The organism is Pantoea sp. B9002 (assembly GCF_013385945.1).
GTDB lineage: Bacteria > Pseudomonadota > Gammaproteobacteria > Enterobacterales > Enterobacteriaceae > Pantoea.
Window position 1 is genome coordinate 1 of sequence record NZ_JACAPA010000064.1, and the last position, 23,226, is coordinate 23,226.

General features: G+C 55.7%; 15 protein-coding genes and 1 tRNA gene. 8 read left to right on the forward strand and 8 right to left on the reverse strand.

The genetic code is table 11. The features are described 5' to 3' along the window. Positions 1–74: 74 nt before the first annotated feature. From HX773_RS24660 to HX773_RS24670, 3 genes are all read right to left on the reverse strand, one after another. The gene (locus HX773_RS24660; RefSeq protein ID WP_176973698.1) at positions 75–710 is read right to left on the reverse strand and encodes a hypothetical protein; all 636 of its coding nucleotides are present in this window, start codon (positions 708–710) and stop codon (positions 75–77) included. A gap of 95 nt (positions 711–805) precedes the next feature. After that, a complete protein-coding gene (locus HX773_RS24665) occupies positions 806–1,285 on the reverse strand; it encodes a carboxymuconolactone decarboxylase family protein (protein ID WP_176973699.1) in 480 nt (159 codons plus the stop codon). 17 nt (positions 1,286–1,302) lie between these two features. After that, positions 1,303–1,908 carry an FMN-dependent NADH-azoreductase gene (locus tag HX773_RS24670; RefSeq protein ID WP_176973700.1) on the reverse strand — a complete coding sequence of 202 codons (606 nt, stop codon included), beginning with the start codon at positions 1,906–1,908 and terminating at the stop codon, positions 1,303–1,305. Positions 1,909–2,020: 112 nt separating this feature from the next. Between HX773_RS24670 and HX773_RS24675 the strand changes: the two genes are divergently transcribed. Further along, positions 2,021–3,397, forward strand: a complete 1,377-nt coding sequence (locus HX773_RS24675) for a PLP-dependent aminotransferase family protein (protein WP_176973701.1) — start codon at positions 2,021–2,023, stop codon at positions 3,395–3,397. A 45-nt stretch (positions 3,398–3,442) separates the two neighbouring features. Here the strand turns inward: HX773_RS24675 and HX773_RS24680 are convergent, their stop codons facing one another. Then, on the reverse strand, positions 3,443–3,952 hold the full coding sequence (locus HX773_RS24680) for a DUF2501 domain-containing protein (RefSeq protein ID WP_176973702.1): 510 nt from the start codon (positions 3,950–3,952) through the stop codon (positions 3,443–3,445). 273 nt (positions 3,953–4,225) lie between these two features. Between HX773_RS24680 and HX773_RS24685 the strand changes: the two genes are divergently transcribed. The 7 genes from HX773_RS24685 (at position 4,226) to HX773_RS24715 (ending at position 18,977) form a co-directional block, all read left to right on the forward strand. Further along, positions 4,226–4,310, forward strand: a tRNA-Leu gene (locus HX773_RS24685). 590 nt (positions 4,311–4,900) lie between these two features. Further along, on the forward strand, positions 4,901–6,529 hold the full coding sequence (locus tag HX773_RS24690) for a ShlB/FhaC/HecB family hemolysin secretion/activation protein (RefSeq protein WP_255433321.1): 1,629 nt from the start codon (positions 4,901–4,903) through the stop codon (positions 6,527–6,529). Positions 6,530–6,599: 70 nt separating this feature from the next. After that, positions 6,600–16,601 carry a hemagglutinin repeat-containing protein gene (locus HX773_RS24695; RefSeq protein WP_176973704.1) on the forward strand — a complete coding sequence of 3,334 codons (10,002 nt, stop codon included), beginning with the start codon at positions 6,600–6,602 and terminating at the stop codon, positions 16,599–16,601. Further along, complete coding sequence (locus tag HX773_RS24700) at positions 16,598–16,873, forward strand: hypothetical protein (RefSeq protein WP_176973705.1); 276 nt, start codon at positions 16,598–16,600, stop codon at positions 16,871–16,873. The genes HX773_RS24695 and HX773_RS24700 overlap by 4 nt, the downstream gene beginning before the upstream one ends. Positions 16,874–17,043: 170 nt before the next feature. Further along, a complete protein-coding gene (locus HX773_RS24705; RefSeq protein ID WP_176973706.1) occupies positions 17,044–17,586 on the forward strand; it encodes a hypothetical protein in 543 nt (180 codons plus the stop codon). Positions 17,587–18,059: 473 nt separating this feature from the next. Next, positions 18,060–18,329 (forward strand): hypothetical protein, encoded by a 270-nt coding sequence (locus HX773_RS24710; RefSeq protein ID WP_176973707.1) that lies wholly within the window; start codon positions 18,060–18,062, stop codon positions 18,327–18,329. A gap of 168 nt (positions 18,330–18,497) precedes the next feature. Beyond that, the gene (locus HX773_RS24715; RefSeq protein WP_176973708.1) at positions 18,498–18,977 is read left to right on the forward strand and encodes a MucR family transcriptional regulator; all 480 of its coding nucleotides are present in this window, start codon (positions 18,498–18,500) and stop codon (positions 18,975–18,977) included. 143 nt (positions 18,978–19,120) lie between these two features. Here the strand turns inward: HX773_RS24715 and HX773_RS24720 are convergent, their stop codons facing one another. The 4 genes from HX773_RS24720 to HX773_RS24735 all read right to left on the reverse strand — a co-directional run bounded on the left by HX773_RS24720 (position 19,121) and on the right by HX773_RS24735 (position 23,143). Then, on the reverse strand, positions 19,121–20,227 hold the full coding sequence (locus HX773_RS24720; RefSeq protein ID WP_176973709.1) for an acyltransferase: 1,107 nt from the start codon (positions 20,225–20,227) through the stop codon (positions 19,121–19,123). Positions 20,228–20,332: 105 nt separating this feature from the next. Next, on the reverse strand, positions 20,333–21,001 hold the full coding sequence (locus tag HX773_RS24725; protein ID WP_176973710.1) for an SOS response-associated peptidase family protein: 669 nt from the start codon (positions 20,999–21,001) through the stop codon (positions 20,333–20,335). 106 nt (positions 21,002–21,107) lie between these two features. Continuing rightward, positions 21,108–22,376, reverse strand: coding sequence for a hypothetical protein (locus tag HX773_RS24730; RefSeq protein WP_176973711.1), 1,269 nt, complete (start codon positions 22,374–22,376; stop codon positions 21,108–21,110). Between the two features lie 185 nt (positions 22,377–22,561). Then, positions 22,562–23,143 (reverse strand): hypothetical protein, encoded by a 582-nt coding sequence (locus HX773_RS24735; RefSeq protein ID WP_176973712.1) that lies wholly within the window; start codon positions 23,141–23,143, stop codon positions 22,562–22,564. Positions 23,144–23,226 lie beyond the last annotated feature (83 nt).

Here is a 23,226-nt window from a genome sequence, read left to right on the forward strand (position 1 = left end):
TATTTCTGGGGATCCCTCAGACCGTAGGGGCGCCATTTATGGCGACCTTGGTGGGCACCGCACCTACCCGAACATCAATGCTTCGGCGTATCCAGCGCCTCGATCAGCTCGGGGAAGAAATCCTGCAGCAGCTCAGGCGTCATCAGTTCAGGATAGTTGATTAAATGCTCGCGAATGCGCTCATTCACATCCGGCAGCAGGCGCTGGGCGGCGTCCTGCGCGCTGATCTTCTTCTGCTTCATCAGGCGCAGCACGTCATCCGGCAGATTGTCTTCATCTTCGACGTCATCCACACCTTCGAGATCGTCCAGCTCATCCAGCAGATCCATCAAAGCTTCAATCTGCGGCGTGCGTGACTGGTATTCGGATGGCTGCTCGTTCTCCAGATAACGCAGCAGTGCACGCACCGGTGAACCATCGGGTTCGGCAGGCGGTTCGTTGGCGAACCAGGTCAAGAGATCGTGCTGCGTCACCTGATGGACGTGATAACCGTTATCCACCAGCTCATCGGCGAGGATATCGGCGGTATCGTGCTCAATCAGGCAAATGTGGGTGCGATTAGGCGTGAACTGCTCCAGCCACTGATAAATCTCTTCAATTACGCTGTCGTCGTAAATAAAGGTTTGGCTGAGATAGCTGTCATCCTGCTGGTGAACGCAGATGTGAATCTGGTCGGGATCGAAGTAAATCGCAATGTTGATGCCTTTCATGTGCGCTGTCCTGTGTGGTGCAAAATCTCACTATAGCCTCAGGCAGCGCAGATGAACATGGTGGCGCCAGCAGCATGGGCTACTGGCGGTAAAAATTAACGTAAATCAGCACGATCCAACCCATAAGCGCTGTCCAGTGCGCCCGGCGTCATCTGCGACAGCACCATCAGGCGATTCCAGGTGTTGATCACCGCGATACAGAACGTCAGCTCGCTGGTCTCCACTTCGGAAAAGTGCGCGCGCACCTCGCTGTACAGCGCTTCGTCGATGCCGTGATCGCCCAGACGCGTCAGCGCTTCGGTCAGCGCCAGCGCCGCTTTCTCTTTGGCGGTGAACAGCGGTGATTCGCGCCAGATCGCCACGTGATGCAGGCGCAGCTCGCGCTCGCCGTGCAGTTTGGCTTCTTTCACATGCATATCGACGCAGAACGCGCATTGGTTGAGCTGCGAGGCGCGCAGATCGACCAGATGTTTAATGGTGGTATCGAGTGACGATTTCCCCAGCGCAGCGGTGGCGTCGCCCAAGGTTTTCACCAGCGCGGGAATGTTTTTGAAATGGTTAACGCGTGAAGTCATGGTGTTGTCCTCTCTGTTCAAAATAAACGTTCAATGGATTGCAGGGCATGAGGTAAAGCGGTGGCGCGGCTTACGGGGTCGTGCGTACCGTCAACGCGGATAAACTCCACATCGTTGATGCCGATGTATTCGAGCGCCACGCGGATGTAAGGCGTGAACTGGTCGTCCTGCACAAACGGGCCGTGGGCAAACACGCTGCCGCTGGCGACGACGCTATACACTTTTTTGCCGTTCACTAATCCGACTTTGCAACCTTCCTGCGTGAAGGCGAAGGTGCGTCCGGCGCGGGTGATATGGTCAAACCAGGCTTTCAGCACCGACGGCAAACCGAGGTTCCACATCGGCGAGGAGATCACCAGCGTGTCGCAGGCAAACAGCTGATCGACCAAATGCTCTGAGGTTTGGATGGCGGCGCGCTGCGCTTCATCGCGCTGATCTGGCTGAGTGAAGAAAGCGGCAATCGTGAAGGCATCCAGATGCGGCAGCGGATGTTGCGCCAGATCCAGCACCGTCTCTTCGAGATCGGCATGCTGCGCCCGCAGTTTTTCCACTAAATGTGCCGAAGCGATGCGCGATGCCGAACCCGCCAAATCGGGGCTGACTTTGATGTGCAGCAGTTTCATTCATCTGTTCCTTAAGCGAGATAGCGATGCATTGCGTAGTTGATGCGTGCATCTTAAACTTCTATGTCTGAGTGAAAAGGGTCAAAAACTGTGAAAACAGGTAGGACATGGCGTGGGATATAAAGAGATTTATGCGCGATATCGCCAGCAGATTCTTGCCGGGCAACTGAAGCCGGGCGACCGTGTACCGGCGATCCGTACGCTGGCGAGTGAGTTGCAGGTGGCGCGAAAAACGGTGGAAGCCGCCTATGAAATCCTGATCGGCGAAGGCTATTTTGTCAGTCAGGGCGCGAAGGGCACGCGGGTTAATCCCGAACTGATTCTGGCGGACACAACCGGGAAAACGCCAGTGCCCGCGCCGCCAGTGAGCGCGTTAACCCAGCGCGAGAGCAAAGGCGAGCTGCGGCTTGGTATTCCGGCGCTAGATGAGTTTCCGCACAAAAAATGGCTGCTGATTTCCGGCAAAGCGGCGCGCAGCCTGCGCGCGGATGAGATGATTTTGCCGCCGGTCATGGGCTATCAGCCGCTGCGGGAAGCCATCGCCAGCTACCTGAACATTTCGCGCGGGCTCAACTGCCAGCCGGAACAGATCTTCATCACCAGCGGCTATCGCGCCAATCTGCGACTGATTCTGGCGGTGCTGGCGCAGCCAAGCGACAAAGTGATGTTTGAAGATCCCGGCTACTTCTTCGGGCAAAAACTGCTGAAGCGGATCGCGCCCAATCTGCATTACGTGCCGGTCGATCGGCAAGGCATGGATGTGGATTATCTGCTGCGCTATCACGCCGATGCGCGTTTCGCCATCGTCACGCCCACGCATCACAGCCCGCTGGCGGTAACCTTATCACTGCCGCGCAAACATCAACTGCTGGAGTGGGCGCAGCACAACGATAGCTGGATCATTGAAGATGATTACGACGGCGAGTTTCACTACACGCGCAAAGTGATTCCGGCGCTGAAAAGCCTTGATGTGCACGATCGGGTGATTTACACCGGCACCTTCAGCAAAACCATGATGCCGGCCATGCGCGTGGGCTATTTGGTGATGCCAGTAGAGACCATCGCGCGCTTCAGTGAGCTGGGGGAAATCCTTGAAACCGGCATGTCACTGCTGCCGCAAAAGATTCTGGCGCAGTTCCTTAGCGAAGGGCATTTCTATCGCCACATTAAAAAGATGCGCACTCTTTATCAGCAGCGACGCCGCATGATGCTTGATGCCTTACAGGCGTGTTTCCCGGATGTGTTTGATTTTGAACTGACCGATGGCGGCATGCACATTGTCGCCTTTCTGCCACGTGGCACGCAGGACACGGCGCTGGCGGAGATTTGGCAGCGGCATCAGCTGCGCGTATTGCCGCTTTCCGGCTGGTATATGCAGACGCAGAAACGCTATGGCCTGGTGATTGGCTATACCAACATTCGATCGGCGGAGCAGGCGCGGGAGTTGTTGCAGAGAACGGTGCCGGAGACGCGAGCGTTACTGGGCTAAAGAAAAGGCGCGAGGGACAGCTCGCGCCTTGATATCGGCGCGTCCTTACATGCCGATATATTTTTTGCCTTGCTTCAGAACCACATCGCAGGCTTTGGTTTTTAGCTTCTCACCCATCGGCGAGTTGCTCAGGCTCTGCAGGTTCAGCTGCTGACCGTTGCCGGTGTTAAGCAAGCCTTGCAAACCCTGCTGGTAATCGGTTTTCTGCTCTTGCGCGGTGGTGCTGTTCAGGCCGAGCTTGCTCAGCACCTGATCCTTCACCGACTTCACGTTGTTATCCACCACGTTGTGCTGCACGCAATAGGACATCACGCCTGCGGCGTTGGTCATGCTGTTGGAACTCACCGCTTTATCGCCGCCGTTCAGCAGGCCGCTCAAGGAAGAGAGCGACAATCCGCTGTTCTGTGCGGTGTTGGTATTGCTGGTGCTGTTGTTCTGCTGTGACAGCTGCGATGCCGCGCTGCTCAGTTGATCCTGCCAGCTTGCCGCCGATGCGCTCCCCGCAACCATGGCTGCCGCGATGCCCCATCCCCAAATCATGCGTTGTACTTTCATCTCAACCTCGTTGTCTTTTATGTTCTGACTGCGTCAGTTTTGGTTAAGAGAGGTTTGAATTCGGAAAGTTCCAGTTAACCGGGCTGATTGCGGAAAATTGGGACCGTTCTGGGTTTGGGTTTTTGAACTTCGGTTGGCGGGATCGACGGTATAACAAGCAGTTATCCGCGAAATGCTGTTTTTTTCAACGCTTAGCGCACATCCCCAACGATTCCGGTTGCGCACTCTGCTCGTAACGGTATAATCGCCAACGTTTTCCGCATCCTCTTCAGTGCCGAAGTGGCGAAATCGGTAGACGCAGTTGATTCAAAATCAACCGTAGAGATACATGTCGGTTCGAGTCCGACCTTCGGCACCATCGATTGATGCAAAATTAAGTCGCTTACGAGCGGCTTTTTTTGTGTTTGAAATCTAGTCTCAACGGGGTTTTACCTCCCGCTCTTCAGTCAACCGATGTCAATCTGAGTTACATCATCAGTGCTCGACACGAACACTTAGGATCCTGATAGATTCTTCTTACGTTAATTACCTCTATACAGCCCAATCATTTCCAGAATAAGCATATAGACGATTTTATGAATTTTACGGAGTAGACGAAAGTTACCGCCGTTAAAACAAAAAAATCCAGACCAGGCTCATAGATGTGTCATGTACGTAATGAAACGATACCCTGAGCTAAAATTGTCATTCTGGGTTTGCATATAGATGGTGCAAAAATTGGAAAAACGTCTTCATAAAAATCATTTAAAATCAATTGGTAGCGATGATTGGCATAGATATTAGGTAATTTTAAGCAACATCAAGGATGAAAGTATGTACGCATGCAGGAAGCAGGCGTGGCGGTATGCTGCGCTCTTTATTCTGGGAAGCGGGGTATCTTCGGCCTCCGCCGCCGTGTCAGGGACATCAGAACCCACGCAACAGCCTTTACCGCCATTAGCGAATGCTCTGTCGCCTTCTTTGCCTTCCGGCGCGAGCGCCATTGATGCCCAGGAGCAGATCCGGCATCAGGAGCGGGAGCGCGTCTTACAGCAGCAGAATACCCCGCAAACCGATATCCGGCTCTCCCTGCCTGAAACCACGCTGCCCGATTATCCCGACAACGAATCCCCGTGCTTCAGAATCGACACCTTTGTGCTTGTAGGGGACGAAGCCAGCCGTTTTCAGTGGGCGCTCGACGCCGTGAAAAGCGCAGAAGGGCGCTGTTTAGGTTCGCAGGGGATAGTGCTGGCGATCAATAAAGTTCAGAACGCCATCCTGGAACAGGGATACGTTACCACGCGGGTAATGGCGCAGGAGCAGGACCTCACGCGCGGAACCTTTACGCTGGTTCTGCAGCCCGGCCGCATTGAGCAGGTGCGCTTTGACGGACCGGTCTCTTACCGGGCAAGGCTCTGGAACGCCGTGCCGGCCCGACCCGGTGATATTCTGAACCTGCGCGATATTGAGCAGGCGCTGGAGAACTTTAAGCGGGTACCCAATGTTGAGACCGACATCAGCATCGTGCCCGGCGAACAGGAAGCAACCAGCGACCTGGTCATCGCCTGGAAAGAGAGCCGCCCGGTGCATCTCAGCCTCGGGCTCGATGACAGTGGCTCAGAAAGCACCGGCCGGTATCAGGGATCGGCCACCCTGAGCATTGATGCGCCCTTTGCCCAGAACGATCTTTTCTACGCCAACGTCGGCAGAAGCCTCTTTCGTGACGGGCCTTATGACAGCCGCTCGAATACCCTGAACTACTCCATTCCCGCTGGCTACTGGGGCTTTTCTGCTAACTACAGCGACTACACCTACCACCAGAATATTGCCAACGCCCACGAGACGCTGACCTACAGCGGCAAAAGCGAGAATGCGCAGTTCACGGCGTCACGCCTGGTGTTCCGCAACCAGGCGCACAAAACCACCCTCAACCTGCGCGTCTATCGCCGTCACTCCACCAATGCGGTGAACGATATTCCGATTGACCAGCAGGAGCGCCGCACGGCGGGCTGGGAGCTCGGCCTCAGCCAGCGCAGCTATCTGGGTAACGCGACCGTGGATGGCAACATCAACTGGCGCCGCGGTACCGGTGCTTTTGGCGCGCTGCCTGCGCCCGAAGAGGCTTACGGCGGCGGCACGTCGCGCCCCAGCATGCTGACGGGCGATATCAGCCTGAACCAGCCTTTTACGCTGGCTGAACAGCCCTTGCGCTACTTCACGAGCCTGCGCGGACAGTGGAGCAATAAGGCCCTGACGCCGCAGGATCGCCTGGCGATTGGCGGGCGTTACACCGTGCGCGGATTTGACGGCGAACAGAGCTTATCCGGCGAAAAGGGCCTGATATGGCGCAACGAGCTGGGCTGGAACGTTTTATCCGGCGGGCATGAACTCTACCTGGCCATGGATTATGGGCGGGTTGATGGCCCGGGAACCCGTTATCTGGCGGGGCATCAGCTGGCCGGCGGCGCGCTTGGCGTGCGGGGCGCGCTGTGGCAGCGCTTCAGCTACGACCTGTTTGCCGGCGTGCCGATCAGCAAGCCAGCGGGTTTTCACACCTCCGGCGTGGCGGCCGGCTTCAGCGTCAACCTGCAGTTTTAGCGATAAGTGTCTGAAAGCGCAGTTCACTGCCTTTCACTGAATGGATCAGTATTTATCAGGGACGTAACGCATGAACAAACATTGCTATCGCATCATTTTCAGCCGTACCCACGGTGAGCTCAGGGTGGTATCCGAACTGGCCAGCAGCTGCAGCACGCAGCCGGGTCAGATCCGGGGTAAGGGCGGCGCCCGGGTGTGGGTGACGGTGCGCGCTGCCGTGGTGCTTATCGGGCTGTCGCTGTTCGCCGGGCCGGTGCTGGCCAGCGGCATCGTGGCCGACGGTCAGCTTGCGCCCTCGCAGCGCCCGGAAGTTATCAATACGCAGAACGGACTGCAGCAGGTCAACATCAACGCGCCGAATCAGGCCGGCATATCCCATAACCAGTACCAGCAGTTTGATGTGGGCCGCCAGGGCGCGATCCTCAACAACTCTGCGGTCATGACGTCGACCCAGCTGGGTGGTTACATCCAGGGGAACGCCCGGCTTGACCCGAACAAGGCGCCCGCCAGGGTCATCATCAACGAGGTCAACAGCAACAACCCCAGCCAGCTGCGCGGTTTTCTGGAAGTGGCAGGCGGACGCGCGCAGGTGGTAGTGGCAAACCCGTCGGGCATCGTGTGTGACGGCTGCGGCACCATCAACGCCGGCCGCATGACGCTCACCACCGGTAAACCCCAGCTGAACGCCGACGGCAGCCTGGCGGGCTATCAGGTTGAACGCGGAACGGTCCGCATTGAGGGCGGTGGCCTGAACGGCGATCCGCGTCATGACACCGAATATGCCGATGTGCTGGCGCGGGCCGTGGAGGTTAACGCCGGGATCTGGGCGCGTGAAGAAATCAACGTCGTGGCGGGACGTAACCAGATAAGCGCCGATGGCAAAACCGTCACCGCGCTGGCAGGCGACGGCAGCGCCCCGGCGACGGGCATCGACATGGGCCAGCTGGGCGGCATGTACAGCGGCCATATTCGCATGGTCGGCACCGAGGCCGGCGTCGGTGTGCGCAATCAGGGCGGGCACCTTCTGGCCGGGAAAACCCTGACGGTAAGCAGCGAGGGGAAACTCAGCTGGCAGCCGGCCAGCGCGGAACCGGTTACGCAGGCCGGCGGGGATATCACCTTAACGGCCAGGGACGACGTAGAACATCAGGGCAAACTTTTCAGCGGTGGCCAGCTCAGCGTGCAGAGCCGGCAGGGCGGGATTAAGCAATCCGGCACCCTGGCGGCGGCGGGTAACGTTACCCTGCGCGCCGCACAGGGAATTGAGAGCAGCGGGCATCTTTTAGCGGGCAGCGACGCGAACAGCACGCTGGTCCGCCCGGCGGATTTAACCCTGGAGAGCCAGGGAGACGTGCGCGCCAGCGGCAGCCTGTTAAGCCAGAAAAAAGTCAGCGTCACGGGGCGCAACGTTGACGTCAGCCAGAGCCGGCTGGCGGCCGGGCAGGCGCAGCTGACCGCGCAGGGCGGGGATGTGCGCCTGCAGCAGGCGAAGGTGGACAGCGACCTGCTCACCGTGGACAGCCAGCGTCACGTTTACGCGCAGCAGGCCGAGATCCGCGCCGGTCGCTGGCAGATAACGGCCGACAGCCTGTTCAGTCAGGGCGGGATCTGGTCGCAGGCAGGCGCGGGCGAAAGCCGCTTTTCCCTGACCGGCACGCTGGATAATACCGATGGCAGCATCGAAGCCAGCCAGCTCAGCCTGAGCGCTGCCGCACTGAACAACCTGCGCGGACGCATGGTTGCCCTGGACAACGGCGCCCAGCACTGGCGCGTGAGCGGTCTGCTGTCCAACCAGTACGGCGTGCTGGGCAGCAACGGCAGTTTACAGCTTGATGCCGGGCGGCTTGATAACCTGCAGGGAACGCTGCAGAGCCAGTCGGACCTGACGCTGCTGACGCAGCAGGGCGTCAGTAACGATCGCGGCAAACTGCTGGCCGGCGGAAGCCTGGCCCTGAACAGCCAGGGCGTGCTCAGCAATCAGGGCGGCGAAATCCGCGCTCAGAGCCTTCAGCTCACGGCGCAGGGGCTGAACAACGCGCAGGGTCAGATAACCAGCCAGGGCCGGCTGCAGCTCAGCGCCCGTGGATCCATCGATAATCAGCAGGGGCTGCTGGAAGCCGGCGAGGCGCTGGAAGTCAGCACCGGCGGCAACTGGGATAACCGCGGCGGCAGCGCGGTGGGCGTGCAGCAGGCGAGTGTCTCGGCAGGCAGCCTGGATAACCGCGCGGGTAAACTGCAGTCGGGCGGAGGCCTGACGCTTAACACCGCCGGCAACGTTGATAACAACGCGGGGATTCTGACGGCGCAGCAGGATCTGAGCTGGCAGGGCGGCGCGCTCAGCCTGTTCAGTAACGATGCGGGCACGCTGCTGAGCGGCGGCGCGATGTCGCTCTCCGGCGGGCAGCTGAATAACCGCCAGCAGGGGATCGTGCAAAGCCAGCGGGCGCTGGCGTTAAACCTTGCCGGCGCATGGGATAACCAGGGCGGCAAGCTTGCCAGCGGCGGCGGCAGCACGGTGCGGGCAGGCAGCCTCATCAATGCGCAGGGTGAAATCCAGGCGCTGGACTCGCTGGATATGCAGTTCACCCGCGCCCTGGATAACCGCAACGGCAACATCTTCAGCCAGCTGACGCAGCGCCTGCAGGCAGAGAACATCTTCAACCATCAGGGATGGATCGGCAGCCTGGGAACGCTGACGGCGACCAGCCAGGGCTTTGATAACCGCGAAGGCGAGGTTATCAGCCAGCAGGATGCGGACCTGACGGTGACCGCGCTGGATAACCAGCGCGGCACGCTGCAGTCCGGCGCCAGCCTGGTGCTTCGCGCGGCGCAGGACGTCGCCAATCAGGGCGGAAAAATCAGCGCGCAGGCGCGCCTCTGGCTTCAGGGGCTGTCTGACGCGGCGGCAGCGGGCGTGCTCCACAACGCCGGCGGTCAGCTGCTGGCCGGGGAGCAGCTGCGCATCCAGGCCCGCGGCATCGACAACCAGCAGAGCGGGCTGCTCTACAGCCAGAAACAGCTGCAGCTGACTCTCAGCGATCAACTGGATAACCGGCAGGGCAAGCTGCAGAGCGGCGAAGCGATGCAGATACGCGCCGCGCAGCTGCTCAACGCAGGCGGCGTGATTGACAGCCAGCAGCAGCTCGGCGTGCAGCTCAGCGGCGTACTGGATAACGCGCGGGGCACGGTGCGCGCCAATCAGGATCAGCACATCGTCGCCGGCCGGATACTGAACGCGCAGGGCGTGTTCAGCAGCCTCGGCAACCTGCGGATGAGCGCGGACCAGCTGGATAACACCGGCGGCACGGTGATAAGCCAGGGCGCGGGCGACTACCACTTCAGCTCACTCAGCAACCGGCTGGGCAAGGTCCACAGTGGCGGCGCGCTGACGCTGCGCAGCGACAGCGTGGATAATCAGGGCGGCCAGATGGTCTCCAGCCAGGACATGACCCTCGACGGGGAGAATATTGATAACAGCCAGCGGGGGATTATCAGCAGCCAGGCGGCGTTAACCCTGCGCGCCGGGTCGCTGAGCAACCGCGACGGCGGCTTGCTGATTGGCACCACGCACACCGATCTGCGCGCCCGGACGCTGGATAACACCGCCGGGCGCCTGCAGAGCGCCGGCACCCTGACGCTATCGCTGCTGGACACGCTGAACAACCGGGAGGGCGCGGTTCTCGCGAACAGCAACCTCAGCATTAACGCCAGCGGCGATCCGCTGCTGGCGCTGCTTAACCAGCGCGGCACCGTCCAGAGCGGGGGCGCGCTGACGGCCGCGGCCCGGTGGTTTGATAATGCGGGCGGCACGCTGCTCAGCCAGCAGGCGCTGCAGCTGACGGTCGATCAGGATTACACCCACCGCGCCGGCGACACGCTCAGCAGCAATACCGGCGTCACCCTGCGGGTGAACGGGGTGCTGACGAACCTGGCGGACTGGCTGCTGCCGGGCGATCTTCACCTTTACAGCACGCACCTGACCAACCTGGCGAGCCTGATCGGCAATACGGTGCAGCTGACCACCGGCACGCTGCTTAATCAGGGGCGCATTGAAGGCGACACGCTGACCATCGACAGCGACAGCCTGGATAACCGGGCGACGCTGATGGCGGATAACCTGACGGTCCGCAGCCGGGTGACGGATAACCAGGGCCGCGAAGCGCTGATCGCCGCCACGCAAAATATCAGCCTGATAACAGGCGAACGCTTAACTAACCGCGACGGCGCGCTGATTTACAGCGCCGGCAACCTGCAGCTCTCCAGCGGCGACCTGATTGAAAACCGCGCCAGCAACATTGAAGCCGAAGGGGATGTCACCCTGACGGCGCGGCGCTTTGACAACCTGCGCGAGGGGCTGGAGATAACGCGCGATGCGGAAAGCAGCGACTACAGCTGGCACCGCTACAACTACTACTGGCGCTCCTACGGGCAGGATACCAATACCGACGTCAGCACCATGGCGCCGACCACCCAGCAGCTGAGCTTCCGCGATGATGCCGCTGCCGCCACTAACCCCTACGGCACGCTGCTGAACATTGACGCCGCCGGCAAGCGGGCGGAAGTGCGGGTGAAAGACAACACCGGGAACCTGGTCAGCGTGTGGGTCAACTATCTGGCCCTCATTCCGAACAGCGACGGCAGCTATGACATCACCTTCTATGAGACGCGCGGCCCGCGGCAGAGAAGCGTTCCCACGCCTTATCACAACACGGTGTGGTGGAACGCCACCGACAGCGAAAAAAATGAAATCTGGAGCCCCGATCGCTTCCTTGATATCGCCAGTGCGCCCTACGTCGTGGACTACAACAACCTGCGCGAGCGCACGGTTACCGGTACGGTAACGCGTGACCGGCTTGAGTCTGCCGGCACCGGCGCGTACCTGCTGTCGGGCGGCAATATGGTGCTGAATATTGCGGACCAGCTTCTCAACGACGCCAGCACCATCAGCGCCAATGGCAACCTGACGATTGACGGCACCGCCAGCATCATTAACCGGGGCTACTCGGTGAACGAGCGGCGGCAGGAGTACATCGTCGACCACTATGACCAGGCGACCTCGCACTGGTATCCGACCTACAACCTCGATCAGACCACCGCGCTGACCACCATTGACGGCGTGATCAGCGGCAATGGCAACGTAACGATCGGCGGGGCGCGCCTTGAGAACACCACGGTCAATCAGGCACAAATCAGCAGCGTGGAAGCGGCACAGAATGCGGCGGCGGCCGAACGCGCCGAATGGGAGCGTAACCCGCTGGCGGTGAACATTGACGGCGGCGCGTGGCAGGCCGGTGATACCGGTCTGGCGCCGGGCAGCCAGCCGCTGACGCCGGGTGAGCTGGCATTAACCGACAGGCAGCATCTCGGGAGCGTCGCGACCAGCATCCCGGATAACGCGCTGTTCCGTCAGCAAACCGCGCCCTCCAGCCCGTACCTGGTGGTCACCGATCCGCGCTTTGCCAGTAAAAACAACTTCCTGAGCAGCGACTACCTGCTGCAGCGGGTGGGCTACGACCCGGCTCAGGTGCACAAGCGCCTGGGCGATGGCTATTACGAGCAGCGCCTGGTGCGCGAGCAGCTGCTGTCGTTAACCGGCCGTCAGTCACTGCAGGGTGAGGACGCGATGGCGCAGTATCAGTCGCTGATGAATAACGGCATCAAAGTAGCGGCCGACTTCCAGCTGGTGCCGGGCGTGGCGCTCACGCCGTCACAGATTGCCGCACTGCAGCAGGACATCGTCTGGCTGGTCAGCGAAACCGTTGACACGGCCGACGGGCCGCAGACCGTCTGGGTGCCGAAAGTCTACCTGGCGGGCAGCACGCTGAGCCTCACCGGCGACGGCGCGGTGATCGCCGGCGGCAACCTGCAGCTCTCCACGGACAGCGTCAGCAACGCGGGCAACCTGTTTGCCGACAAGGCGCTGAGCATTGATGCCGGCCAGTTCCTGCATCAGGGCGGGGACATCCGCGCTGATACGATTAACGTGCAGGCCGACAGCATCAGCCTGAGCACCAACCTGCAGGATGCGCTGCGTCAGGCCAGCATGAGCGCGCGTGACATCAGCCTGAGCGGCGGTGATATCAGCCTGCAGGGGGCGAAACTCAGCGCCGGTGACAACCTGAGCCTGAGCGCCAGCAACAGCCTGGCTATCGGTACGGCGCGCAGCGCGGTGACGGCGGATCTGAACGTGATAGCGGGCGCGATGGGCAACCGCACCAGCGCCGGCAGCGAAACCGCTGGCTCACGCCAGGCGCAGGTGCAGGGCGAGTGGCAGCAGGCGCTCGGCAGCAGCCTGACCGCGGGCGGCAACCTCAGCCTGAAGGCGGGCCAGGACATTACCGTGCAGGGCAGCCAGGCCTCCGCGGGCGGTAAAACGCAGGTGGTGGCCGGTGGCAACGTCTCGCTGCTGAGCGAGACCACCACCAACGACACGCACCTGAACGCCGGCAGCCGCACCTCAGCGGTCAGCAACAGCCGCCGGGAAGAGACGCTGCACACCAGCGCCCTGGGCGGCGACGGCGGCGTGACGATCATCGCGGGCGGGGACTTCCTGGCCGAAGGCGCGCGCGTTGAGAGCGCGGCTGGCGGTATCGGCCTGAGCGCAGAGCAGGTGATCATCAAAGAGGCTCGCCAGCAGCTGAGCGAGAGCGACAGCGAACGGAACAAAGTGGGGAACAGCCAGAGCCAGCGGCAAATCGACAGCGCGAGCAACCTCGGCGTCGGCAGCCTGCTCAGCGCCCGGGACGACGTGACGGTGATTGCCCGCGAGGGGGATCTCACCGTGCAGGGCAGCACGATACAGAGCGATAAAGGCACCGCCGGGCTGAAGGCCGCGGGTGATATCACGCTCGCCGCCAGCCATGACGAACATCAGCGTTCAGAGCAGGGCAGCAGCAGCAGCAAAGGGGCGATGAGCAGCAGCGAGCGCGTCTGGCAGAAGGAAGAGCACAGCAGCACCGCCAGCGGCAGCCTGGTGAGCGGGCAGGAAGTGGTGATGCTCAGCGGCCGGGACATCAGCGTGGCGGGCAGCAACATCGTGGCCACGGATGACGTGTTCCTGACCGCGGGCAACAACATCACGCTGGGCACGGCGGACAGCACCCGGCAGTCCAGCTCGGCGGAACAGACCAAAACCTCCGGCCTGTCCGGCACCGGCGGCATCGGGGTCAGCTACGGCACCAGCAGCCTTAAGCTGACCGAAACGGAGAACAGCGTCATCAGCACCGGCAGCACCGTGGGCAGCACGCAGGGCAGCGTGACGCTGAACGCGGGCAACAGCCTGACGGTGAAGGGCTCGGACGTGCTGGCGGGCAAAGACATCAACCTGACGGCGAAAGAGGTCAGCATCCTCGCGGCGGATAACCAGAGCGAGCAGACGCGGACCGTGGAGCAGAAGCAGAGCGGGCTGACGCTGGCGCTGTCGGGCGCGGTGGGCAGCGCGCTGAACACGGCGGTGTCCAGCGGCAACGACGCGACGACGGCGAGCAGCGGCCGCCTGGCGGCGCTGGACGGCATGAAGGCGGCGCTCGGCGGCGTGCAGGCGTATCAGGGCTACGAGCTCGGCACCGCAGAGGGCAGCGCGCCGGAGAGCCTGTTCGGGATAAACCTGTCCTACGGCAGCCAGTCGTCGAAGTCTGAGCAGAAGCAGACGACCGGACAGAGCCAGGGCAGCACGCTGACGGCCGGCGGCAACCTCAACATTCACGCTACCGAAGGCGACATCAACGTGCAGGGCAGCCAGCTGTCGGCGGGCAAAGACATCGGGCTGACCGCCGCGCGCGACGTGAACCTGTGGTCGGGCGTGAACACCTCCACGCTCGAGGGTGAGAACGAGAGCCACGGCAGCTCGGTGGGCGTGGGCCTGAACTTCGGCCAGGGCACGAACGGGCTGACGCTCAACGCCAGCGTGAATAAAGGTAAAGGGTCGGAGAACGGCAAGGCCGTCTCGCACACCGAGACCACGGTGAACGCCGGTAACAACCTGACCATCGTCAGCGGGCGCGACACCACGCTCACCGGCGCGCAGGTCAGCGGCGATAAGGTGACGATGGACGTCGGGCGCAACCTGACGCTGACCAGCGAGCAGGACAGCGACGACTATGACTCGAAGCAGCAGAGCGTCAGCGCGGGCGGCAGCGTCGGGGTCGGCTCCGCCAGCGCCTCGCTTAACATGAGCAAGGACAAAATACACAGCACCTACAGCTCGGTCATCGAGCAGACCGGGGTGTTCGCCGGCAAGGGCGGCTTTGATATCACGGTAGGCGAGCACACCCAGCTCAGCGGCGCGGTCATCGGCTCAACCGCCTCTGCGGACAAAAACCGGCTCGACACCGGCACGCTGGGCTTCAGCGACATCCACAACCGCGCGGAGTACGAGGTTGAGCACCAGAGCGTGGGCATCAGCTCGGGCGGCAACATCGGCGGGCAGTTTGCCGGCAACATGGCTAACGGACTGCTGACGGGCGTGAACGGCGAGGGCAGCGCCAGCTCGGTGACGAAGTCGGCGGTGTCGGACGGCAGCATCATCATTCGTGATACGGCGAACCAGACGCAGGACGTGGCCGAGCTCAGCCGCGACGTTGAAAACGCCAACCAGACGCTGACGCCCATCTTTGACAAGGAGAAGGAGCAGCAGCGTCTGAAGGAAGCGCAGAAGATAGGTGAGATTGGCAGCCAGGTCATCGACATCGCCAGAACGCAGGGCGACCTGAACGGGCTGGCCGAGGCGAAGAAGAAGCATCCTGACAAGACCGCGGCGGAGCTGCGGGAGACCGACGTATACAAAGCGGAGATGGCGAAGTACGGCACGGGCAGCGATCTGCAGCAGGGCCTGCAGGCGGCGACGGCGGCGATACAGGGCCTGGCGGGCGGCGACCTGAAGGCGGCGATAGCGGGCGGCGCGGCGCCGTATCTGGCGGAGGTGGTGAAGAACATGACCACTAACGCCGACGGCAGCGTTAACGTTGCGGCCAACGCGATGGCACACGCGGTGGTGGGCGCGGTGGTCGCACAGCTGCAGGGCAACGGGGCGTTAGCCGGCGCGGCGGGTGCGGCGGGCGGCGAGCTTGCCGCGCGTCTTATCGCGGACCAGCTGTATCCGGACGTGCGGCCGGAAGACCTGACGGAATCGCAGAAGCAAACGGTCAGCGTGCTGGGCACGCTGGCGGCAGGGCTTGCGGGCGGACTGGCAGGAGACAGCACGGCAGACGCCGTTGCGGGTGCGCAGGCCGGGAAGAATGCGGTGGAGAACAACTTCCTGGGAGCAACATCCTCCGTAAGACTTGATAACGCCGTTAAAAAAATCAAAGAGGGCGATAAATCCCTTGCCGCTGCCAATGAACTACTTAAGCTGGAAAATGCGGATAAACGTAGTGATGCGTTGGTCTCTAAGTTTAATAAAGATCCTTCCCAGATGAGCAGCACAGAGCGTGCAGAACTAACTGGTTATCTAAGAATTTATGCGTCTGAAATGGAAAAGGAATATGGTCCGGCAGTTGCGCAGGAACTGGTTAAAGGGATGCTGTCCGGCCAGGATTACATCAAACGCAATCCTGATTCTGAAGCAATGCGTAAGGCCCAGTCGATAATGAATACATGGGGCTACCATAAATCCAATGCGAGTATTGGTGATGCTCCAGTGTTATTTGGCAGCAGTGTACTGGGTAATACGATTAAGGAGGGTATGGCTCTTAACGCTGCAATAGGCGTGGGAGTTAATACTGGCGTCCAGCTCAGCGGTAAAGACCCATTTAGTTATGTTGATGCAGTTATGGCTGGAATTACTTCCGCGCTGACAACGAGTAAAGGCATTGGATCATCAGCAGCCATCAATATGGGTGGGGCTGCAATTAGCAGTGGAATTAAAGGTGAAGAGCTTACCAATTCTGTAATTGTTGGTGCTGGCTTGGGTAGTGTGGCAGGGAGCATTGGTGGCAAAGTTGTAGATGCATTATCGCCCGTTACTGATCAAGTGACAAAAGATGTTATTGGTTCAGTTGCAGGATCTGCTGCTTTAGAAGTCACTGGAAGTGCTGTAAAGAGTGAATTGGATAGAAGAGGTAAAACAGAATGAAATTATTTAGAAAAGTAGGTGTTTCATGGCTTTTATTTCTGATTGGCTACTGTGCAATTTTAATATCGTTAATTCTCTTTATAGGTCAGCTAGGAGTGTCATTGTATTTTTATTTTATCGATGGCGGATGGTTTTTTAAATGGAGGGATGCTTTGTACATTGCTTTAACTAAAGGTTGCGTTACTGGTTTATTCTTAGGTGTGGGTCTTTGGATAAAATCAAAATTACAGGAAAAAAGAATAAAAAAAGGCTGTTGGAATAAAAAATCCTAATGGTTAGTAATTGACTATTGGGTATTCATTGGGTTGATATGGTCACGTTTTTTACCCTGTGGTGAATCGCCACGGATAAGATGGATGTACACCGTAATGTGCTGCTGGCCGGCTTTGCGGGGCTCTATATAACATTTTTATCAGTATTTTATATAAAAAGGAGTTTTTAAATGAAGACTTACTATCTAAAAAAGAATTTACCGTCAACCATTAAATTAATGTGTATTTTTTCGACCATCCCACTGCTTGCATCTTGCACAGGATTTAATTCATTGTATCCTAAGTTTGAAAATTATCATGGAGCTGACTCCGCCGTACTTTACGTAAAGGATGATGGATATAACTATTCAATTTACACTTTCTCGCTCACTAATGAAGGTTGTTATGAGAAAAAAGAGCGACGTTTATTAACCCGAAACCTCTTTGTTAAAGGTTCAGATTCCCATGCATTTGAATATACCATTAAAGCGGGTGAGAATTATGTAATTGGATATCAAGAACCAGGTCAGTTTGTTTACCGCAGTTTTATACCTGAATCTGGTGTTAGATATGCTCTATTGTCTAATACATTGGTGAAATTGATTGATAAACAGGGAGTTAATGATGTAACCATTGAAAAAATAAATGGTCATCATAAAAAACCGGCGTTAATTCATGGCTGGAATATTAAAAATATCTGCCCGGACATTTTTGGTTATCGCCATGTAGATTAATATTCATTAGTAACATCATCATAAGTCCCGACTGTTGCGGCAGGATTTTATTTTATTGGCGTCTAATAACGCGCCCGGTGTTATTGCAGACAACAAAGCCGCAGCGGTAAAATAACCGCCGCGGCCGATGCCGATAATGCACAACTGGACAACGGCGTATTCGCTATCATCGGTGGACAACTGTAGATTGTCGGCAACCAGCTGATCGGCAGGAGCCTAATAGATAGCACAAGCGGCGGGGCGATGGGCGAATATATTGCTCAGCAGATGTATCCGGGCGTTGATCGTAAATTCCGGGGTCTGAAGCCCAACCGTACGAAAACGTACGCTAAGTATGTTTTTAAACCAAACAACTGTATATTACAATCCATCGACTAATACATTTGCAGTAAAACGAATGGATGATTTTCCTCGAACTATGTTCAGACCAAATCCTGCGGATCATGGTTTTGATACAAATTTGGATTATTTCAATGCGCAATAAAAATGAGATTTATTTCTGTCGAGTGTGCGGACTTGAGCAATTAGATCCCCCTTGGGGGGATGACGGTAAAAGTGCAACTTTTGATATATGCGATTGTTGTGGTGTTGAGTTTGGATATGAGGATGCAACGTTGAGCGGGATTAAACGATATCGCGAGAAGTGGCTAACTAACGGAGCCAAATGGAACATAACAAAATCGATACCAGATAATTGGATGCTACATCAGCAGTTAAAAAACATTCCTGAAGATTATCTTTGACAATTGCGTTTTACTTGGGAATGTGAAGACATACCAGCCATATGTGATAAACCTGATTATTTGAGTTAAATCCCCGGTCGACAAGCTGGGATTTCTCTCTGTATCTGGAGTAACTGAAAGAATCGCAGATAAATTTTCGCTGTGATGGGCAAGCATTGAGAGTGGGAAATGAAAAAATCGTTAGTAAAAATTCAGTGTCTTGAGTGCGGGAAATGTTTTGATTTTTTGGCTCCGCACCTTAGAAAAGCCCATCAGATGTCCGCATTTGAATACCGTGATCGTTGGAATATTCCACGCCAGCAAGCTCTGGCTAGCATTTCTCACAGAGCGACCTGTCGGGCTAATATAATGGCGCGTATAAACCGTGGTGAGCTGTGCCCGGATGCGCAAATTGAAATGATGCGGCAGGCTTATAAACCCCGAACAATGGTGTCAACGCCGTTGCATAAATCCAGCGCGGGAGAGAATGCCCGACGCCATAAAATCTGGCTCAACTCTCCTGTAATTAACCCGGCTGACTCGATGGTTAAAAAAGATGCCATCAGACGCATGAAGTCACGCACTGATTCAGGTGAGCTTGTGAAAGACATCGCGAAGGACCTTAATCTTTCTGTTAGCCGACTTTATGCCTGGCTGGCTAAGGCATAAAGTCACAAGGTTTACTACAAAGCATTGTTAACTGAAATTGCTCAAATCCCGCAAATATGCCTTCATCTGTGGTCAGATGAACAGCTATCCCAGATCAATTTAACCTCGATATCAGTCCTTTGGGTGCTCCCCGCCCCTTTACTTTAGATCTCGCGTGTTTCTGCACGCCCTGATCTTGCTACTGTATCTGACGTGGGCCGAGCTCCGCTTCGGCGCTCGAACAACTTTTGCCCCAAAGGCTCAACATAACGGCGTGACAGCCAGGCCAGGAACACCGACGCAATCATCGCTGTTATAAAAAGCATGACACCCTCTACGGGCAGGTTTTTTTTCACTACCCGCATGGTCACCATATGCAGCAGGTAGAGCGAAAAGGATATGTCGCCGATGAATACCAGCCATCCTGGTGTGATACGAGCCAGCCAGTCATCGTTAAAGGCAACTGCTGCTAATAACAATGCCAGCACCGTACCGGATTCAGTTAAACCATGGCCCACATGGCGATTTAGTACGATCTGAATTACGGCCAGCAGGATGCCTGCAACAAGCATCGGAATACGTGCTGCAACTGGCAATTTGCGCATGTGCGGCCACAGGAGCCCCGTCACTACTCCCGCAGCAAATTCCCAGATGATTGGATTGCTCATCAGGTTCAGGTAGCCATGCGGGAAGTCATAACCGGCTGTATTCAGCGTCAGATTCTGTCCACTGGCGACGGGAACGACGATGAGGAGTGTCGTCAGCAGAACAGCTAATGCAGCCCAGCGCCATCGGGTGAGCAGGGATACGGCCATCAGCAGATAAAACAGAAACTCATAATTGAGCGTCCATCGGACCCCATACAATCCGCCGTCATCAACATAGAAAGGTCCGTGCTGCGTATAAGCAACGGTCAGAGTCAGCGCGCTGATCAGATTCAGGACCTTATCCGGGTAGTGGAAGGTGGCCATTGCTCCGCCAAGCAGGAAGTTAACGGCAAGCAGAATGAAATAGGCAGGTAACAGGCGAGCTGCACGACGCTTAAGAAAGTCAGCCGCTGACGCAACTCCGGAATTCATGCGTGAAACTGAGAGAGTTATAACAAAGCCACTCAGCACAAAAAAAAGGTCTACCCCGGTGAGCCCCCAGTTAAACATGGAACTTCCCAGACCGGAGAACTGTGCATCAATTTCCTCACGATAGTGATAGGCCATCACCGAGAGCGCGGCCAGTCCGCGCAGAGCCTGTACGGACTGCAATTGCATTTTCATTAATGTGTATGGATTTCGTGAAGTTTCTGAAAAGGTAAGGCCAGTCTAATTGGGGAAGTGAGCCGTAACAAGGCCAGCTACTTGTTTATGAGGATGAAGTATTTCTTACTGAACGGGTTCAATAAGCTCGCTACCCTGATTATGGATGTTGCCCACCTTCGCGCTCACCGGGTGCCAGGTGAAGTCCTTCTCCGGAACTGCCGCATCCCGGGCGATTTCTTCTGCCCGTTGTGGTGTGGTGTCAGCACTCAGCCATTCACGGACAGCGTCAGCAGCGATCACTAGCGGCCTGCGATCGTGGATGTCGACCATGCCCTGGTTGCTCGATGAGGTCACAATGACAAACCCTTCCTTACCGTGGTCCTGTCCGTAAGGCTGCTTGCCGATGGCGGCAAAAAACAGGGGCTGCTTTTTTCTGTGGTAGATGAAGAACGGCTGCTTTTTACCGCCCTCTTTCTGCCATTCGAACCAGCCGTCGGCCGGCACGATGGCGCGCCCGTGGTTCCACAGCGGCTTAAACATGCGACCGCTCGCTGCCGTTTCGCCGCGTGCGTTAATGAGCGGCTGCTTATCCCACCACTCCGGGCCGTAACCCCAGAACACGGGATCGAGGTGCAGCCCATCCTCACGCTCGCTGAGGAGCAGCACCTTTGTGCCTGGCGCCACGTTGAAGCGGCCAATGGGCTCCGGATCGAACGTGATTTCGTCCGGCTTCAGTCCGAGTGAGTCAAAATATTCATCACGGCTGCTGTACTGCGCAAATCGTCCACACATAGATACCTCCAATTTTAAGCGTAGCTGGACATATTGAGATCAGCTAAGTTATATATCTTGAAGAAAGGGGGGCTTATAATAAATCTTCCGTTTGTTAGTTGTTTAACTAACCTGCCAGATCAGCTATACGTTTACTTATTTTTCTCTTGTCTTCAGCACTACGTCGCCTATTGCGCACCTGACTATTATTTTCAAAAATTTGATAAATACGATTCATTTGTTTAAGGGAGAATTTTTTGAATAAATCATCATGTAGCAGAACGTCAAAACGTTGGTCTGCATCATCAAAATCGTAAGATATTTCAGCTAATGAAATAGTCAGTTCGCATATATTGTTCTCGCAGTCTTCATCATGAAAAACTTCTTGAATAAAATTTATCTCAGATAAGCCAAGTCGGAATCTTTTAACTTCAATTACTTTTGACTTAAGGAACGTAAAATACTCATCTTCATTATTGAAGAGAAACATTGTTGCAATTGTGAATGTGTCAAAAATATCGTCTGCATCATCTTTTTCCGTATATGATTTAAGCCTTAATTTGAAATCATTAGAAAAGTTCTTGTAGAATTCTCGGTTTCTACATAAAAATGAAAACAGATGTGTCACGGTAGTTGTATTATGAGAAATATTTTCAAAAAAATCTAAATCTCCTTGTACCTTATCTAAAAGTTCTTTATGTTTTTTTATGTTCCTATATAAATGGATGCAGGCATGATGATTCAGGCGTCGGTTTTTTATGGCTTCTTCTGCTTCAAGTTTGAAGCTAAACTTCCAGAAATCTTTAAAAATATGATAGAGAGCATGATGAGTAATTCTGCCACAATAATTGTCTATTAGAGGTTTTATGTTCTTTGTTACGCTATAATACTCACTATTACTCTTAAGTGTGTCCAGTATTATAGGGAATACGTCTCTGCCATAATAGTTTTTACGGGTTAAAAAGTCATCTAATGCATTGATAATCATGCTTTTTACTGAGTGTTTATTGGGTGTGTAAAGAGTATATCCCTCAGACAGTATCGGATGGGCACAGAGGTGTCTTTTTTTTTGAATATCTCTAATGTTAGATATCTCACCTATTCCGATAAATTTTTTGTTTTTATAAAATCCTTCGAAAATTTCCAGTTCCCAGTCAGAGGATTTACTGTTGTCATCCTGGAGTTTTTTTATTTCATTTAATTTGCTCTCAGCCCAGCGATCCTCGGTCAATTCATGTAATTTCTGTGTTTTATAAACAGCATCGCATACCATGACGGACCAGAGCGATACAACCGCCGCGCGATAATTTCCGTTTAAATAACTGCTGTATACTTCAGAAAAATAGCTGCGTGTCATTTCTGATTCAATGTTTTCAATCTTGTCTTCGATTCCCATTATTTCTCCCTTTATGTTTATTAAAACTTATCATCTCTAACTTGTTAAGTTAAACAATCCATTCCTGGTGATGTTACTGTTAATGTCAACACAATTATATAATTTCTAAGCATGACTATTAGTAACCAGGGCATAAGAAATGCAATTCATTACGATTCGATAAAATGGTTGATTTATCGCAACTCCTATTTTCCCATATTTTTAGATTCTACAAACTCATAGTTCGGTTGTGGGCTTATTCGCCACAACGGCAACGCCTCTCCTTTGTATTCGTCAGGTATGTTTATCGGGAATAGTCGTGAATTTATTCGCATATCTATCGACTTTATCTCGCTGTCATAGACTGTCTGCTCATTAAATATTTCTGTAACCAATGAGCTGAGCGTGGCAATAAAATCAAAACCTTGCATGTTAAAATTGTCATACTCCTTCGGGGAGAAAGTGAACCTGACACTTTCGAGTTCCCCATTATCCATGATGCCGGTGGGTTCGGAGCAGTCCCAGTCACCGTACCGCATCAGGAGAAATGCCGTATTTATCTCAAATGTGTTAGTCACTTGCCTATCGTTACTGTAGATGTTGATGGCCCCAATCGTAAAGCTGGCGAAGTTCTCTTCATTTACTGACACCTCTTTTGTTCGATCGGGGACGAGCTCAAACACTAGATCAGGTTCTGTACCAATCATGAGCTCACCCAATAGATACATCTCACTTTTTGCCAGTGCCGAAATTGGAGTCAGGGTATATTCCTTCTCCTCCTCCTTCATCGACGAACGTGTTACCAACGTCCACCGGCGCAGCAGTCGGATGTAGATTGCGTAATACACTGGTTGTAGTGGTCAACAAAAAC